13 protein-coding genes are annotated in these 15,069 nt (G+C 66.3%); 6 read left to right on the top strand and 7 right to left on the bottom strand.

Annotated features, from left to right (window positions below; genetic code table 11):
• The first annotated feature begins 47 nt into the window (after nt 1–47).
• On the top strand, nt 48–995 hold the full coding sequence (locus POF53_RS10325) for a LysR family transcriptional regulator (protein ID WP_028689548.1): 948 nt from the start codon (nt 48–50) through the stop codon (nt 993–995).
• A gap of 225 nt (nt 996–1,220) precedes the next feature.
• Nucleotides 1,221–2,195, top strand: coding sequence for a 2-hydroxyacid dehydrogenase (locus tag POF53_RS10320; RefSeq protein ID WP_254464513.1), 975 nt, complete (start codon nt 1,221–1,223; stop codon nt 2,193–2,195).
• Between the two features lie 112 nt (nt 2,196–2,307).
• Here the strand turns inward: POF53_RS10320 and POF53_RS10315 are convergent, their stop codons facing one another.
• Nucleotides 2,308–3,210 (bottom strand): DMT family transporter, encoded by a 903-nt coding sequence (locus POF53_RS10315; protein ID WP_203650618.1) that lies wholly within the window; start codon nt 3,208–3,210, stop codon nt 2,308–2,310.
• A gap of 222 nt (nt 3,211–3,432) precedes the next feature.
• Between POF53_RS10315 and POF53_RS10310 the strand changes: the two genes are divergently transcribed.
• Nucleotides 3,433–4,308, top strand: a complete 876-nt coding sequence (locus tag POF53_RS10310; protein ID WP_254464512.1) for a helix-turn-helix domain-containing protein — start codon at nt 3,433–3,435, stop codon at nt 4,306–4,308.
• A gap of 114 nt (nt 4,309–4,422) precedes the next feature.
• Here the strand turns inward: POF53_RS10310 and POF53_RS10305 are convergent, their stop codons facing one another.
• The 6 genes from POF53_RS10305 to POF53_RS10280 form a co-directional block, all read right to left on the bottom strand.
• Nucleotides 4,423–6,825: a TonB-dependent siderophore receptor gene (locus tag POF53_RS10305; RefSeq protein WP_254464511.1), complete on the bottom strand. Its 2,403-nt coding sequence runs from the start codon at nt 6,823–6,825 to the stop codon at nt 4,423–4,425.
• Between the two features lie 180 nt (nt 6,826–7,005).
• Nucleotides 7,006–7,977, bottom strand: coding sequence for a FecR family protein (locus POF53_RS10300; protein WP_254464510.1), 972 nt, complete (start codon nt 7,975–7,977; stop codon nt 7,006–7,008).
• Complete coding sequence (locus POF53_RS10295; RefSeq protein ID WP_244670957.1) at nt 7,974–8,525, bottom strand: RNA polymerase sigma factor; 552 nt, start codon at nt 8,523–8,525, stop codon at nt 7,974–7,976. Before POF53_RS10295 ends, POF53_RS10300 begins: the two co-directional genes overlap by 4 nt.
• Nucleotides 8,526–8,529: 4 nt before the next feature.
• The gene (locus POF53_RS10290; RefSeq protein ID WP_254464509.1) at nt 8,530–8,856 is read right to left on the bottom strand and encodes a DUF3325 domain-containing protein; all 327 of its coding nucleotides are present in this window, start codon (nt 8,854–8,856) and stop codon (nt 8,530–8,532) included.
• A complete protein-coding gene (locus POF53_RS10285) occupies nt 8,856–10,418 on the bottom strand; it encodes a PepSY-associated TM helix domain-containing protein (RefSeq protein WP_254464508.1) in 1,563 nt (520 codons plus the stop codon). The genes POF53_RS10290 and POF53_RS10285 overlap by 1 nt, the downstream gene beginning before the upstream one ends.
• Nucleotides 10,415–10,720 (bottom strand): DUF3649 domain-containing protein, encoded by a 306-nt coding sequence (locus tag POF53_RS10280; RefSeq protein WP_186712930.1) that lies wholly within the window; start codon nt 10,718–10,720, stop codon nt 10,415–10,417. The genes POF53_RS10285 and POF53_RS10280 overlap by 4 nt, the downstream gene beginning before the upstream one ends.
• 179 nt (nt 10,721–10,899) lie before the next feature.
• On the opposite strand from POF53_RS10280, the gene POF53_RS10275 reads away from it, so the two are divergent.
• The 3 genes from POF53_RS10275 (at nt 10,900) to fecA (ending at nt 14,993) form a co-directional block, all read left to right on the top strand.
• Entirely contained in the window at nt 10,900–11,394 is a 495-nt protein-coding gene (locus tag POF53_RS10275) for a sigma-70 family RNA polymerase sigma factor (RefSeq protein WP_232855701.1), read from the top strand.
• A gap of 214 nt (nt 11,395–11,608) precedes the next feature.
• Complete coding sequence (locus tag POF53_RS10270; RefSeq protein ID WP_254464507.1) at nt 11,609–12,535, top strand: FecR domain-containing protein; 927 nt, start codon at nt 11,609–11,611, stop codon at nt 12,533–12,535.
• 148 nt (nt 12,536–12,683) lie between these two features.
• Nucleotides 12,684–14,993: a TonB-dependent Fe(3+) dicitrate receptor FecA gene (fecA, locus tag POF53_RS10265; protein WP_498967574.1), complete on the top strand. Its 2,310-nt coding sequence runs from the start codon at nt 12,684–12,686 to the stop codon at nt 14,991–14,993.
• Nucleotides 14,994–15,069 lie beyond the last annotated feature (76 nt).

The following is a 15,069-nucleotide window of genomic DNA, read 5'->3' as shown; positions in this document are numbered from 1 at the left end:
TCCGTTACTTCATGTCACAATTTTGTCCTCTAAACCGAGAGTGACCCATGGACACCTTGCAAAACATGCGTGCTTTCAGTTGCGTGGCCCAGCTCGGCAGCTTCACCGCTGCCGCGGCGCAACTGGATACGACCACCGCGAACGTGTCGCGGGCGGTCTCCAACCTGGAAGCCCATCTGCAAACCCGCCTGCTCAACCGCACCACCCGGCGCATCGCGCTGACCGAGGCCGGCAAGCGCTACCTGATGCGCTGCGAACAGATTCTTACCTACGTGGAAGAAGCCGAGGCCGAGGCCAGCGACGCCCACGCCCGCCCCGCCGGGCAGTTGAAGGTGCATTCGATGACCGGTGTCGGCCAGCACTTCGTGGTCGATGCCATCGCCCGCTACCGCGAGTCGCACCCGGACGTGACCTTCGACCTGACCATGGCCAACCGCGTGCCCGACCTGCTGGACGAGGGCTACGACGTGTCCATCGTGCTGGCCAGCGAGCTGCCGGACTCGGGCTTCGTCTCGCAACGCCTGGGCATCACCTACAGCATCGTCTGCGCCTCGCCCGAGTACGTGGCCCGCCACGGCAGTGCGCACAAGCCGGCCGACCTGCTCAAGCATGCCTGCCTGCGCATGGTCAGCCCGGTGATCCCGCTGGAGAAGTGGCTGTTCGACGGCCCGGAAGGCCAGGAGATGGTCAACATCACCACCTCGCCGTTCCAGGTCAACTCCGCGGACGCTATGAAGACTGCGATCCGCAGCGGCATGGGCGTGGGCGTGCTGCCGATCTATTCGGCCATCGACGGCCTGCGCGACGGCAGCCTGGTGCGGATCATGCCGGAGTATCGCCTGCAGGAGCTGAACCTGTACGCGATCTACCCGTCGCGCCAGTACCTGGATGCCAAGATCAAGACCTGGGTCGAGTACCTGCGCAATTCGCTGCCGGAGATTCTTGCCGCCCATGAGGCCGACCTGAAGACTCATGAGCTGCTGATCGCCAACTGAAAAAAGCGGCTGCATTGGGGGTGGGGACAATGGTAGGTTGCTAACCATCGATTCCAGTGTCTGGCAGACAGGGCCATGGGAGGGCTGCGCCCTCCATCGCGGCACAAGGCCGCTCCTACAGGGGTACCCGGCACTTGTAGGAGCGGCCTTGCGCCGCGAAAGGGCCGCACAGCGGCCCCGCTCTTCTGCCCGAGTCCACCCCACGCCTTGCAGAGAAGCAGCACGATGAAAAAGACCGTCCTGGCCTTCAGCCGCATCACGCCAGCCATGGCCGAACGCCTGCAACAAGACTTCAACGTGATCGTGCCGAACCCGAAACTCGGCGACATCAGCGCCCAGTTCAACGAAGCCCTGCCCGAGGCCCACGGTCTGATCGGCGTCGGCCGCAAGCTCGGCAGGGCGCAGCTCGAAGGCGCGGGCAAGCTGGAGGTGGTGTCCAGCGTCTCGGTCGGCTACGACAACTACGACCTGGACTACTTCAACGAACGCGGCATCGCCCTGACCAACACCCCCGACGTGCTCACCGAAAGCACCGCCGACCTGGGCTTCGCCCTGATCATGGGCTGTGCCCGGCGCACCGCCGAGCTGGATGCCTGGACCAAGGCCGGCCACTGGCAGGCCACCGTCGGCCCGGCGCAGTTCGGCTGCGATGTGCACGGCAAGAAGCTGGGCATCGTCGGCATGGGCAACATCGGCGCGGCCATCGCCCGTCGTGGCCGCTTCGGTTTCAACATGCAGGTGCTGTACACCGGCAACAGCCGCAAGACCGCGCTGGAACAGGAACTGGGCGCGCAGTTCCGCAGCCTGGACGCCCTGCTGGGCGAAGCCGATTTCGTCTGCCTGGTGGTGCCGCTGTCCGACGCCACCCACAAGCTGATTGGCGCCCGCGAACTGCAGTTGATGAAGCCCAGCGCATTTCTGGTCAATATCGCCCGGGGGCCGGTGGTGGACGAAGCGGCGCTGGTCGAGGCGCTGCAGAACGGCACGATCCGCGGCGCCGGGCTGGATGTTTACGAGAAAGAGCCGCTCGCCGACTCGCCGCTGTTCAAACTGCCCAACGCCCTGACCCTGCCGCACATCGGCTCGGCCACCGCCGAGACCCGCGAGGCCATGGCCAACCGTGCGCTGGACAACCTGCGGGCGGCGTTGCTGGGTGAGCGGCCGCGAGATCTGGTGAATCCGCAGGTGTGGAAACACTGAAAGGTTGCTGCCAACCGTTCTGCCTCTTCGCGGGTAAACCCGCTCCCACAGGGACTGTGCAAGCCGTGTGGGAGCGGGTTTACCCGCGAAGAAAACAGTGAAGATTAGCGCCCTACTTGGCCATGGCCGTCATTATGACCGGCCTGGATTTCGGCTTGCGAAACACCAGCACATTCCCCGCCATCACCGCCACCAGGCCCAGCAATGCCGGCGCCGTCCATTGGTAGCCCTCGGCGAATGCCGACACATTCAACGCCACCAGCGGGAACAGTACCGTGCAATAGGCTGCCCGCTCCGGCCCCATGCGTCCGACCAGGGTCAGGTAGGCGGTAAAGGCGATCACCGAACCCGGGATCACCAGGTACAACAGCGAGCCGATGTAGCGGGCGCTCCACTCCATGTCGAAGGGGATGCCCTTTGCCAGGCAGTACACCGCCAGCATCGAGGCGCCATAGAGCATGCCCCAGGCATTGGTGGTCATCGGCTTGAGCCCGGCCTTCTGCTGCACGCTGGAGAGCATGTTGCCGGCCGAGAAGCACAGCGTGCCGAGCAGGCCCAGCCCCAGGCCGTACAAGGTCTCGCGGCTGGCGGCGTGGTGCGAGAGTTCCGGCCAGAACAGCAGGCCCAGGCCGAGCAGACCCAGGGCGCCGCCACCGAGCACATTGGCGGCGATCTTCTGGCCGAAGAAGATCCGTGCATTGATGGCATTCCACAAGGTGGCGGTGGAGAACACCACGGCGATCAGGCCGCTGGCGACCCACTGGCTGGCAGTGAGGAAGCACATGAAGTTGACGCAGAACAGGCACAACCCCTGGGCCAGGCACACCAGGTGGCCACGTCGGTTCATCGGTTGCAGACGGCGGGTGAGCAGCAGGAAGGCGAACAGGATGAGCCCGGCCAGGGCGAAGCGGTAGACGATCGACACCGGGATGGCGACCTCGCCCAACTGCCATTTCAAGGCAATCCAGGTGGTGCCCCAGATCAGGACGGTGAGCAGGTAGAGCGACAGGTTCATGATGGACTCCCTCGACAGGTATCAGGCCTATCGCGGGGCAAGCCCGCTCCCACAGGGCGCATGCGACCTCGATGGGAGCGGGCTTGCCCCGCGATGAAAACCCCATGAGCCCAGTTTCTTGCGCCATTGCTGTTCGGCGCTTGCATAAACTTGCGCTTTTCCTCCCCGGGTAGCTGCCATCCCGGTGCCGGCGCAGTACGATGGCCAGCAGAGGAACCGCCCATGCCCCCACTCGATCACCTGCAGGTCTTCAACGTCCTGAACGCCTCGCCCCACGCCAGGCTGGAGCTGAGCGCGCAACTGGGCGACGGGCTGGCGGCGGCCTTGTGGAGCAACCGCGACGATGCCCGCGACTACCAGGCGCCCAGCCATCACACGCTGTCGTGCTACATCGCCGACGGCACCGGCACCTTCCGTCGCCAGCGCCCTGGCGATCGCGGCGCACCGGACAAACTGTGCGTGATGCCCGCCGGCCACGAGTCGAACTGGGTGATCAACGGCACGATTCGCCTGGCCCACCTGTATATCAGCGAGGAACAGTTCGCCCTTGGCTGCACCCGCCTGCTGGACCGCGAGCCGCGGGAGATGCAGCTACGCGAGGCGACCTTCCTCGACGACCCGCAACAGGCCCGGCGCTTCCGCGAGCTGATCGGCCTGGACTGGGCCGAGCCCGGCGAACGCCTGCTGGCCAGCAGCCTGGCCCACGACATCATCGACCACGCCGTGCTCAACCAGGTCGGCCTGCGCCAGGGGCTGAAACTCAAGGGCGGACTGGCACCGCACCAGCGTCGGCAACTGGTGGACTATATCGAGGCCAACCTCGACCAACCGCTGACCCTGGGGGAGCTGGCGCTGCGCTGCAACCTGTCCGAATACCACTTCGCGCGGATGTTCCGGGCGAGTTTCGGCTTGCCGCCGCATCAGTACCTGCTGGCCCGGCGGCTGCAGCGGGCGTGTCGGTTGCTGCGCATGGGCACGTTGCCCCTGGGCGAGGTGGCGTTGTTGTGCGGGTTTGCCAGTGCCAGCCATTTCAGCAACCGGTTCCGCCAGGCGCTGGGGGCGACGCCGGGGGCGTATCGGGCGGCGTTTGCCGGTTGAATCCTGGGGCCGCGTTGCGGCCCTTTCGCGGCACGAGGCCGCTCCTACAGGAGACCGCGTACTTTGTAGGAGCGGCCTCGTGCCGCGAAAGGACCGCAAAGCGGTCCCGGCGATCTAGAACTCCAAGGTGCTCGACAAGCTCACCTGCCGAGCATCCCCCACCGCGACGAAATACCGGTTCACCGCCGAGCTGTAATACACCTTGTCGAACAGGTTCTTCACGTTCAACTGCAAGCGCACCTTGTGCTCGTCCAACTTCGTTTCGTAGCTGGCAAAGGCATCGGCCACGGTGTACGCCGGCAGGTCGAAATCATTGGTGGCGTTCCCCGCACGCTCCCCCACATAACGCGCACCAGCCCCCAGTCTCAGGCGATCGCCGCCGAACAGGCTGCCATAGTCATACACCGCCGACAGCGAACCACTGTGCCGGGCGACATTCTGCAGGCGATTGCCCTTGAGCTGCGGGTCCTTGGTCACCTCGGCGTCGGTGAAGGCGTAGGCGCCGATCAGGCTCCAGCGCTCGCTGAGCTGGCCGGTCAGGTCCAGCTCGACGCCGCGTGAGCGCACTTCGCCCGCGTTGCTGTAGAGAATGGTGCCCGGCTGGGTGTCGCCATCGGCCACCAGCACGTTGCGCTTGGTGATGTCGAACAACGCCAGCGTACCGGTCAGCGCCCCCGGCACATCGAGCTTGGCCCCGATTTCCCAGGACTTGCCCTCCTCCGGCGCTATACCTGAGTCCAGGGTCAGGGTGCGGCCACCGCCGATGCTCAGCGGGGCGATGGTCGAGTTGGGCTTGAACGACTCACTGTAGCTGGCATACAACGACAGCTGGTCATCGACCTTGTACACCACGCCCGCATGGGGCACCCAGGTCTGGTCGCTGGTGTCGGTATTGACGTTGAACGGCCGGCCGCGCCCGGCGTACTGGTCGTACTGCTGAAAGCGCCCGCCGGCCACCAGAATCCAGTGCTCGTCCAGGTGCCAGGCGTCCTGCAGGAACAGCGAATCGGTGCGCAGCTTGTCGGTCTGGTCGCTGTCGCTGGCGCGCACGCTGGTGCCTTCCACTTCGCGGCCATAGACCGGGTTCAGGTAGCTGAAGGTCGAGCGGCTATTCTGGCGGATCAGGTCGGCGCGGTAGACCTTGCGGTCCTCATGGTCGACACCGACCACCAGGTCGTGGCGCATGCCCGCCAGCTCAACGCTGCCGTTGAGGCTGAGGGTGGCGAACTGGTCGCGGCTCAGGGCGCCCTGGGTGCCGTCGATGCTGCGTGACAGCGTGCCCTTGCTTTCATCCACGCCGGTCACGCGAACCTGACTGGCGTCGTAGGTCTCGCGGTTGAAGCTGTAGCCGAAGTGCAGTTTCCAGTCATCGGCCAGGCGATGGTCGACCTCCAGGCGGTACAGGTCGGACCGGCCCTCCATGTCGTTGAACCGCTCGTCGAGGCGACGGCTGGCGGGAATGTTCAACGGGTGGCCGTCGCTGCCAAAGGCGGTGCCACGGTCGAATGGGTAGAGAAACTCGCGGTGCTCATAGGCCAGTACCACCTGGGTGTCCTCGCCGTACCAGGCCAGCGACGGCGCCACCAGCGACTCGCGGTGCACGCCGTAGTTGCGCCAGTAGTCCTCGTCCTCGTGATCGACGATCAGGCGATAGGCCAGGTTGCTGTCGCCCAGCGCGCCGGTGCTGTCCAGGCCGCCGCCACTGCCGTTCTTGCCGCTGCCGTAGGTCGAGCCACGCAGGGTCAGGGCGTTGTACTGCTGCAGTTGCGGGCGCTTGCTGACCACGTTGATCACCCCACCCGGGTCCTGGATGCCATACAGCAGCGAGGCCGGCCCCTTGAGCACCTCGACCCGCTCGGTGCTGGCGTTGAGGGCGCGGCCCTGCACGATCGGCATGCCGTCACGCATGATCGAGCCGTCGCGGTTGTCGCCGAAGCCGCGCTTCATCACGGTGTCGGCGGTACCGCCGAAGTTGTTGCCCTGGGTGATGCCGCTGACGTTGTACAGGGCATCGTCCAGGTTGCGCGGCGCCTGGTCGCGGATCACCTGGGCCGGGACCACGTTGACGGCCTGGGGGATGTCCAGCGTCGCGCCCTGGCCACGCATGATCGAGGCGCTGGCTGGCGGCTGGTAGCTGTAGTCGTCCAGCTGCGAGTTGATGGTGGTGGCCTGCAGGTTCAGCGCGCCGGAGCTGTCGACCGGCTCCAGGGTCAGGGTGCGGGCGTCGAGGCGGCGCCAGGCCAGGCCCGAGTTGCCGAGCAACTGCTGCAGCGCCTGGTCGGCGTCGAAGGTGCCGTTCAGCGCCGGGGCCTGCACATCCGGCAGGACCAGGGTGTAGACCACGCTCTGCCCGGTGGCGCGGCTGAAGGCGTTGAGTGCCTGGGCCAGCGGCTGGCTTGGCTGGGCAAAGCTGTAGACCTGGCTCTGCTGCGCGGCCAGGGCCTGGGGCGCGATGGCGATAGCGGGCAGGGAGCAGAGGCCGAACCAGAGCGGGACGCAACGCGGGGTGAACTTCATGGACGCGGACCTGTGAGAGGGATGATCGTTTGCGAATGAATCGCACTTCCACTCACTACACGGATGCCGTGGGGGGATACCTCATCACCTGATCGAAAAATTTTTGCTGCACCGACGTCTTCGCGGGGCAAGCCCGCTCCTACAGGGACCGCGCAACCCCCGCGATGGCGTCGGCTCAGGTCAACGCAAGACGGTCAGCCGCCCCAGCAGCGTCTGCCGCGAGAAACCCATCACCTTGCCCAGCGAATCCAGCGCGGACAGTGGTTCCGCCACCGGGAAACTGCCACTGACCCTGCGCTGCCCCAGCTCACCGTCAAGCAACAGGATCCGCCCGGGGTAGTAACGCCCAAGGTCCTCGACCACCTGCGCCAACGGCACCTGGTAATAGTTCAGCCAGCCCTGGCGCCAAGCCAGGCGGCTATCGCTGTCTACCGCCTCGACCCCACCAGCCACACCGTCGGCATAGGCCAGTTGCTGGTTGGCGGTCAGCTCGCGGGCCGCCTGCCCTTCGGCCGCTGTCACCGCCACGCGGCCGCTGCGCACGGTGACCTGGGCGCCATCGCCCTGCCCGCGTACCTCGAACTGGGTCCCCAGCACCCGCACTTCACCGCCCTGGGCATCCACCAGGAACGGCTCGCCGGTATGGGTCACCTCGAAGAACGCGGCGCCGCGCAACAACCGCACGCGCCGCTCGCCCTGGGCGAAATCCACCGCCACGGCTGTGCCGGCATCCAGGGTCAGCTGCGAATGATCGGCCAGGGTCACCTGCCGCACCTGCGCGCCGCTGGTGTAGTCGGCACGCAGGTCCTGCAGCCAGAACTGCGGCTGCCAGCCCGCCGCGCATCCCAGCGCCAGCACAAGACACGCTGCCACCGCCAGGCCGCGCCACGGCCTCTTGCGCGCGGGTCGGCGCATGGCGTCCAGGTACTGTTGCAGGCCCTCTCGCTCCTCGACTGCCAGCCGCGCCGCCGGTGCCTCGCTCAGGCGCCACAACGCCTGGGCTTCGGCATAGGCCTGGCGATGGGCCGGGCTCTCCAGCAACCAGCGCTTGAACGCTGCGCCCTCGGCCTGCGCCGGCTGCTGCTGGATGCGCCCCAGCCAGCGCAGGGCGGCCTGGGACTGTGCAGCAGTGATTGGCTGTTCAAGACTCATCGACGGGCGCTCCCTGGCCGGCGCAGTGAGGACGCGGGTTCGGCGACGCTCGCCTTGCACGCTTCGAGGGCGCGCATCATATGCTTTTCCACCGCGCTCTGGGACAACTGCATGGCCTTGGCGATCTCACCGTAGGTGCAGCCATGGATGCGGTTGAGCAGGAAGATCTGCCGCGTGCGCTCGGGCAATGCCCGCAGGGCCGTCTCGATACGCTGCAGGTCGTGGTCAACTTCCAGGGCCTGCTCGGGAGCCTGGCTGCCCTGCGGCTCCTCGGGGTCGTGCAGGCCTTCGGCGGCCCGGTCGCGGCTGCCTTCGCTGCGCAGATAATCGATGGCCAGGTTGCTGGCGCTGCGCAGCAGGTAGGTGTCGAGCGCCTCGACCTTCACCTCGGGGCGCCGCCAGAAACGCAGGAACAGGTCCTGGACCAGGTCCGACGCCGTGGCGCGGCAGCCGACGCGCCGGCTGACCAGCGCCTCCATGCGTGCGCGCTGGGCCAGGAACACCTGGAGAAAGCGCGCCCGACCACCGCCAGCCTCGGAGTCGCTCAAGGGCCTAGACCGCCAACACGGCCAGCAGCGGTCCGAGCACCAGGCTGGCGAGCGCCGCGCCGAGCAGCAGGCGCGGCTGGTAAGGCAGGCCGAACACCCACAGCGTCACCCCGGCCATCAGCACGGCGATCCACTCCACCAGGCCCAGGGCCCAGCCGCGCCCGTGCACGGCGAGGATCAACGACAGCAACAACAACGCCCAGCCCCCGACCTTCAGGGCTCGCAGTTGCCGGCTCGTAGGCTTGCGCCCGAGCAGGTCGTTGAAGTGCTTTTCCATGGCCAGGCACAGGCTGGCGAAACCGGCGAAGCCCATCAGCGCGACACCCAGCATCAGCTCGCCTCCACGGTCTTGGCGGCGCGTGGCGCACGCTTGGCGACCGGCTTGGGCGCACGCAACATCTTGCCGGCGGCCCAGGCCAGGAACAGGCCGGTGGCCAGCGCCGTCAGGTCGAAACCTGCCATCGCCCAGTCACCCGCGGCGATGGAATGATCAAGCCCCTTGTCGGTGGTCAGCGCGTTGAGCACCGGCAGCACGGCGAACGCCAGCGCCCCCAGGGTCAGTTGCTCACCCCAGGCGCGGCGTCCACTGCGTAGCATGGCGTGGAGCAATGACGCGCCCCAGGCCAGGAAGAAGGCGTTTATCTCCCAGTCGGCCCGCCCGTCCATGGCCGGCGGCAGCAGGCGATTGGCCCAGAAGAACGCCGCCACGCCCAGCAACAGGCCGCTCATGCTGGCGATGTTCAGCACTTCGACCAGGCGCAGCTCGCCAGGCATGCGCTCGCTCTTGGCATGCTTGAGCTGTCGCTTGCCCAGCCACATCACCAGCCCCGTGCCGATCACCGCCGTGCCGGCCACGCCGAAGACGAAGTACAGCCAGCGCAGCCAGGGCCCGGCGAAATTGCCCATGTGCAGGCCGACGAAGGTGAAGGAGGTGGTCATCGCCGCGCTTTCCGGCGCGCCACGTCGCAGCAGTTCGCCACTGACGCCATCGAAGGTCCAGATGGCGCTGCGCTGGTAGGCGACGCTGTCGGCCGAGGCGCGGGTGAAGGTGACCCGGGCGTTGCGGTCGCCGGGATTGTGCACCTGGATGTAGCCCATGCGTGCACCCGGCGCCTGTTCCTGGACCTTGGCGTACAGTTCGGTCAGTGGTGCCAACGGCGCGGCCTGAGCCGCCGTCTTGGGTACTTCGTCGCGGCCGAACACATCGTTGAAATAGCCGCTGCTGTCGCCGTAGCTGGCCAGGATGCTGGCCGGCATGACCATGTACATGAAGATCACCAGGCTGCTGTAGCTGATCATCAGGTGGAACGGCAGCACTAGCACGCCGATGGCGTTGTGGCCATCGAGCCAGGAACGCTGGCCCTTGCCCGGGCGGAAGGTGAAGAACTCCTTGAAGATCTTCTTGTGGGTGATGATCCCGGTGACCAGCCCGAGCAGCATGATGAAGGCGCAGAAGGTCGACAGCCAGCGGCCCCAGGGGTGGGGCATCTGCAGCTGGAAGTGGAAGCGGTAGAAGAACTCGCCGCCACGGCTGTCACGGGCCTCGACCGCCTCGCCGGAGCGGGCGTCGAGTTCCTTGTCGGTGAAACCGCGGCGCCCGCCGCCGTTCGGGTCGCGCCAGCTGACGCTCAGCGCCGCCTCGCGCTCGCTGGGCAGGCGGATGAACCAGGTGCTGGCGTGGCCGGCATTGGATTCCAGGTAACGCTGGGCCAGCCCGAGGCTGCTCACCGGGTCAAGCGGATGGCTCTGCACCTCGGGCTGGGTCCAGTGGCTGATTTCTTCCTTGAAGTACGACAGCGTCCCGGTAAGGAAGATGGCGAACAGCAGCCAGCCGAAGATCAGGCCGGTCCAGGTATGCAGCCAGGCCATGGCCTGGCGGAAGCCTTCTTTCATGGCAGGTTCATCCAGTAGGCCAGCGCGTTGATCAGCCCCAGGGCCAGGCTTGGCAGCAGCACGCCCAACCAGGCGCGCCAGGCACTGCGGCAGGCGAAGCACCAGATGAAGGCGATCAGGTAGAAGACGAACGACAGCATCATCCCGGTCATCGTCGCGTCGGCCTGGGTCATCGGCGCGAGCAGGGTTATGCAGACACTGGCCATCGACGCCAGCAGGTAACCGCCCAGCAACGCGGCCAGGCTGCGTGAGGTCACGGCCAGGCGGTAGCTCAGGGGAAGGCCGGCGGCTTTGCTCTTCATGGCGAGGGTCCGGGAATTGGGGTTGCAATACTAATGATTTCAATTCTCATAAGCAAAGCATGCCGGCGCCAGCGGTAGGCATGCCTTGCGTCGGCAGCGATTGCCGAACACCGGTGGCATGAATACAATGCGAACAATTCTTACTTCCAGTTGCGCTTTGCGGCGCCGGAGTCGTATCGGTGTCCAGTGCCCTCTCTTCCACCGTCGAAGGCCTTTACCACGCCCATCACAGTTGGCTGACCGGCTGGCTGCGACGACGCCTGGGCTGCCCGCAGAGTGCCGCCGACCTGGCCCAGGACACCTACCTGCGCCTGCTCCAGGCCCGCGAGGCACCGCAGCTGATCGAACCCCGTGCCTTCCTCACCACCGTGGCCAAGCGCGTGCTGTGCAATCACTTCCGCCGCCAGGAGCTGGAGCGCGCCTACCTCGAGGCCCTGGCCCAGTTACCCGAGCAGGTGGTCCCCAGCGAGGAAGACAAAGCCATCATCCTCGACACCCTGCTCGAACTCGACCGCCTGCTCGATAGCCTGCCACCGCTGGTCAAGCGTGCCTTCCTGCTGGCCCAGGTCGATGGCCTGGGCCAGGGGGATATCGCCCGCGAGCTGGGCATTTCCCTGGCGACGGTCAAGCGCTACCTGCACAAGGCAGCCTTGCGCTGCTATTTCGCCTTGTGAATCCTGCCTTTCGAGGTTTTTGCGATTTTTTGGATATGAACGCTCCAATTCAAGATTGCCGGGGTCGCTTTGCGACCCTTTCGCGGCACAAGGCCGCTCCTACAGGGGGCGCGGTCACCTGTAGGAGCGGCCTTGCGCCGCGAAAGGGCCGCACAGCGGCCCCGGCAAATCCAAACCGGACGCCAATTTTCAACACTTTGGAAGGGCTGCCCCTGTGAACGCTGCCTTTTCCTCGCAGATCGCCGAACAGGCGGTACACTGGCTGATCGAGTCGCAGAGCGACAATTTCGACCAACACCAGGCCCTGGAGCGCTGGCTGCAGGCCGACAGCGAACACCAGCGGGCCTGGGCCCATATCCAGCAGGTCAACCAGCGCCTGCGCGGCGTCGCCGCCCCGGTGGTCCACGCCACCCTGCAGGCGCCTCCCTCGCCGGCCCGGCGCCGCGCCCTCAAGGCGCTGCTGCTGGCAGGGGTGGCCAGTGCCGCCGGGCTGGGCCTGCACCCGCACAATCCACTGCCCGGACTGATGGCCGACTACCGCAGCCCGGTCGGCCAGCGCCGCCGCCTGACCCTCGACGACGGCAGCCAGTTGCACCTGAACACCCGCAGCGCCGCCGATGTGCGCTTCGACGGCCGGCAACGCCTGGTGCGCCTGCAGGAAGGCGAACTGCTGCTCGAGGTGATCAACGATCCACGCCCACTGCGCCTGGCCACGGCCCAGGGCGAGCTGCATCTGCACAGCGGACGCTTCGACGTCCGTCAGTTCGACGGTTTCAGCCTGATATCGGTGTTCAGCGGCAGCGCCAGCGTGGCCGGCACACCGCTGCTGGCCGGGCATCAGGCACGTTTCGCGCAAGGCGGCTGGCAGGCAATCGCACCGCTGGACCCTAACCGGGCGGCCTGGGTGGAGGGCATGCTGGTGGTGTCGCAGATGCGCCTGGGTGACTTTCTCGCCGAGCTGTCGCGGTATCGACTCGGGCAGTTGGGATGCAGCGAGCGGGTGGCCGATCTACGGATTTCCGGATCGTATCCGCTGGCAGACAGTGAGCAGATCCTGGAGATGCTGGAAGTGACACTGCCGGTAAAGGTGCGGCGGTTCACCCGGTACTGGGTGTCGCTCGAGGCTGCGTCAACGGGTTGAGAGGCAAGCAACCGACATGGCCATCGCGGGGCAAGCCCGCTCCCACGATTATCGGCTCCAACCCAAAATTATTTCAAATCAGTTGAGCCATTTTCCAAACCTCGCGTGACAGAGAAGACAGAACCCCTTGTCACAGGACCTCCGTCACATGCCCCTGCGCCTCAGCCCCCTAGCCTACGCCCTGATCCTCGCCGCCCCGCTCGCCCTGGCTGGCGAGCCCCGCGCCTACCACATCGCGCCCGGCACACTGGAACAGGCCCTGAACCAGTTCGGTCGTGAAAGCGGCGCGCTGATCTCGTTCAGCCCGGGCCTGACCCAGGGCCTGAGCAGCCCGGGCCTGGAGGGCCAGTACGAGGTCAGCCAGGGGCTCGATGCCCTGCTGCGCGACAGCGGCCTGCAGGCGCGCCAGGAGACCGACAACGCCTACAGCCTGCAACCGCTGCCGGCCATAGGCGGCAACGCCCCGGTCGAGCTGGGCGCCTCGACCGTGGTCGGCGACTGGCTGGCCGAGGCCCGCCAGGACAACGTCTTCGAACATGCCGGCGCCCGCGACGTGGTGCGCCGTGAGGAGTTCGAACGCAGCGGTGCCAGCAGCGCCCGCGAAGTGCTCAACCGCATCCCCGGCGTTAACGCCCCGGAAAACAACGGTACCGGTAGCCATGACCTGGCGCTGAACTTCGGCATCCGTGGCCTGAACCCGCGCCTGGCCTCGCGCTCCACCGTGCTGATGGACGGCATCCCCGTGCCCTTCGCCCCCTACGGCCAGCCGCAGCTGTCACTGGCGCCGATCAGCCTGGGCAACATGGACGCCGTGGACGTGGTGCGCGGCGGCGGCGCGGTGCGCTACGGGCCGCAGAACGTCGGCGGCATCGTCAACTTCGTCACCCGCGCCATCCCTGAAGAAGCCACCTTCAAGGCGGCGATGCAGAACCAGATCAGCCCCTCGTCCAGCCAGGATGGCCTGAAGAACAGCGCCAACCTGTTGATCGGCGGCACCAATGCCAACGGTCTGGGCGGCGCCCTGCTCTACTCCGGCACCCGCGGCAGCGACTGGCGCGAACACAGCGACACGCAGATCGACGACCTGATGCTCAAGGGCAAGCTGCAACTGGACGAAGCCAACAGCCTGCATGCCATGGCCCAGTACTACGAGGGTGAAGCCGAGATGCCCGGTGGCCTGAGCACTGCCGCCTTCGACGCCGACCCGTACCAGTCGACCCGCCTGAAGGACAAGTTCTGGGGCCGCCGCACCCTGTTCAACCTGGGCTACGACTACAAGCAGGACGACCGCCAGTTCAGCGTCAACAGCTTCTTCACCAAGACCCTGCGCAGCGGCTACCTCGACCAGGGCAGCTTCGTCTCGCTGTCGCCACGCGAGTACTGGGTACGCGGTATCGAGACCCGCTTCTCGCAGGGCGTGGCCCTGGGCGACAGCTGGCACGAGCTGGGTATCGGCTACCGCTACGTCAACGAGGCCGGGCATGAACTGCGCTACCGCGAGCCGGTCAACGGCGCCCTGCCGACCACCGCCAGCCGCAACGACCGTGACACCCGCGGCAGCACCGAAGCCCACGCCATCTACCTGGACGACCGCATCGACATCGGCCGCTGGACCATCACCCCGGGCATCCGCTACGAGATGATCGACTCCGAGCAGAGCAACAAGCTCAATGGCCAGCAGTACCAGGGCAGCTACAACACCGCCCTGCCGGCACTGAACGTGATGTACCACCTCACTGACAACTGGAACCTCTACGCCAACACCGAAGGCTCGTTCGGCAGCGTGCAGTACAGCCAGATGCCCAACCGGGTCAGCAGCGGCGAGGTGAAACCGGAGAAGGCGCGCACCTGGGAAGTCGGCACTCGCTACGACAATGGCGACCTGCAGGCCGAGATCGGCGCATTCCTGATCAATTTCGATAACCAGTACGAAAGCAACCAGACCAACGACTCGGTGATCGCCCGTGGCGAAACCCGTCACCAGGGCATCGAAACCAGCGTGCGCTACGCCCTCGACGGCCTGAGCCCGGCCCTGGCCGGTTTCGACGTGCACGCCGGCTACGCCTTCGTCGATGCCACCATCCGCGAGGACGGCCCGAACAAGGGCAACCAGGTACCGTTCTCGTCCCGCCACAAGGGCACGCTGGGGATCGGCTACACCGAAGGCCCGTGGCAGTTGAACCTGGACAGCAGCTTCCAGAGCAGCCAGTACGCCGACAACGCCAACACCGGCGGCGAGAGCGCCGACGGCAGCACCGGGCGCATCCCCGGCTACATGCTGGTCAGCACCCGCGCCGGCTATGACTTCGGCCCTGCGCTTTCGAACCTGAAGGTGGCGGTGGGAGTGAAGAACCTGTTCAACCGCGAGTACTACACCCGCTCGTTCGACGACAACAACAAGGGCAAGTACGTGGGCGAGCCGCGGACGCTGTATGTGCAGACGTCGGTAGCGTTCTGACGGCCTAGGGCAGAGGTATATGACGCCGCTCTCATGGAACAAAACATAATTCTGTGATTTGACTGGAGCAGCGTGG

The organism is Mitsuaria sp. RG, from assembly GCF_028369275.1.
GTDB classification, from domain to species: Bacteria; Pseudomonadota; Gammaproteobacteria; order Pseudomonadales; family Pseudomonadaceae; genus Aquipseudomonas; species Aquipseudomonas peradeniyensis.
Note: the sequence above shows the minus strand (reverse complement) of the source record. Positions and strands in the feature narration are given on the sequence as shown.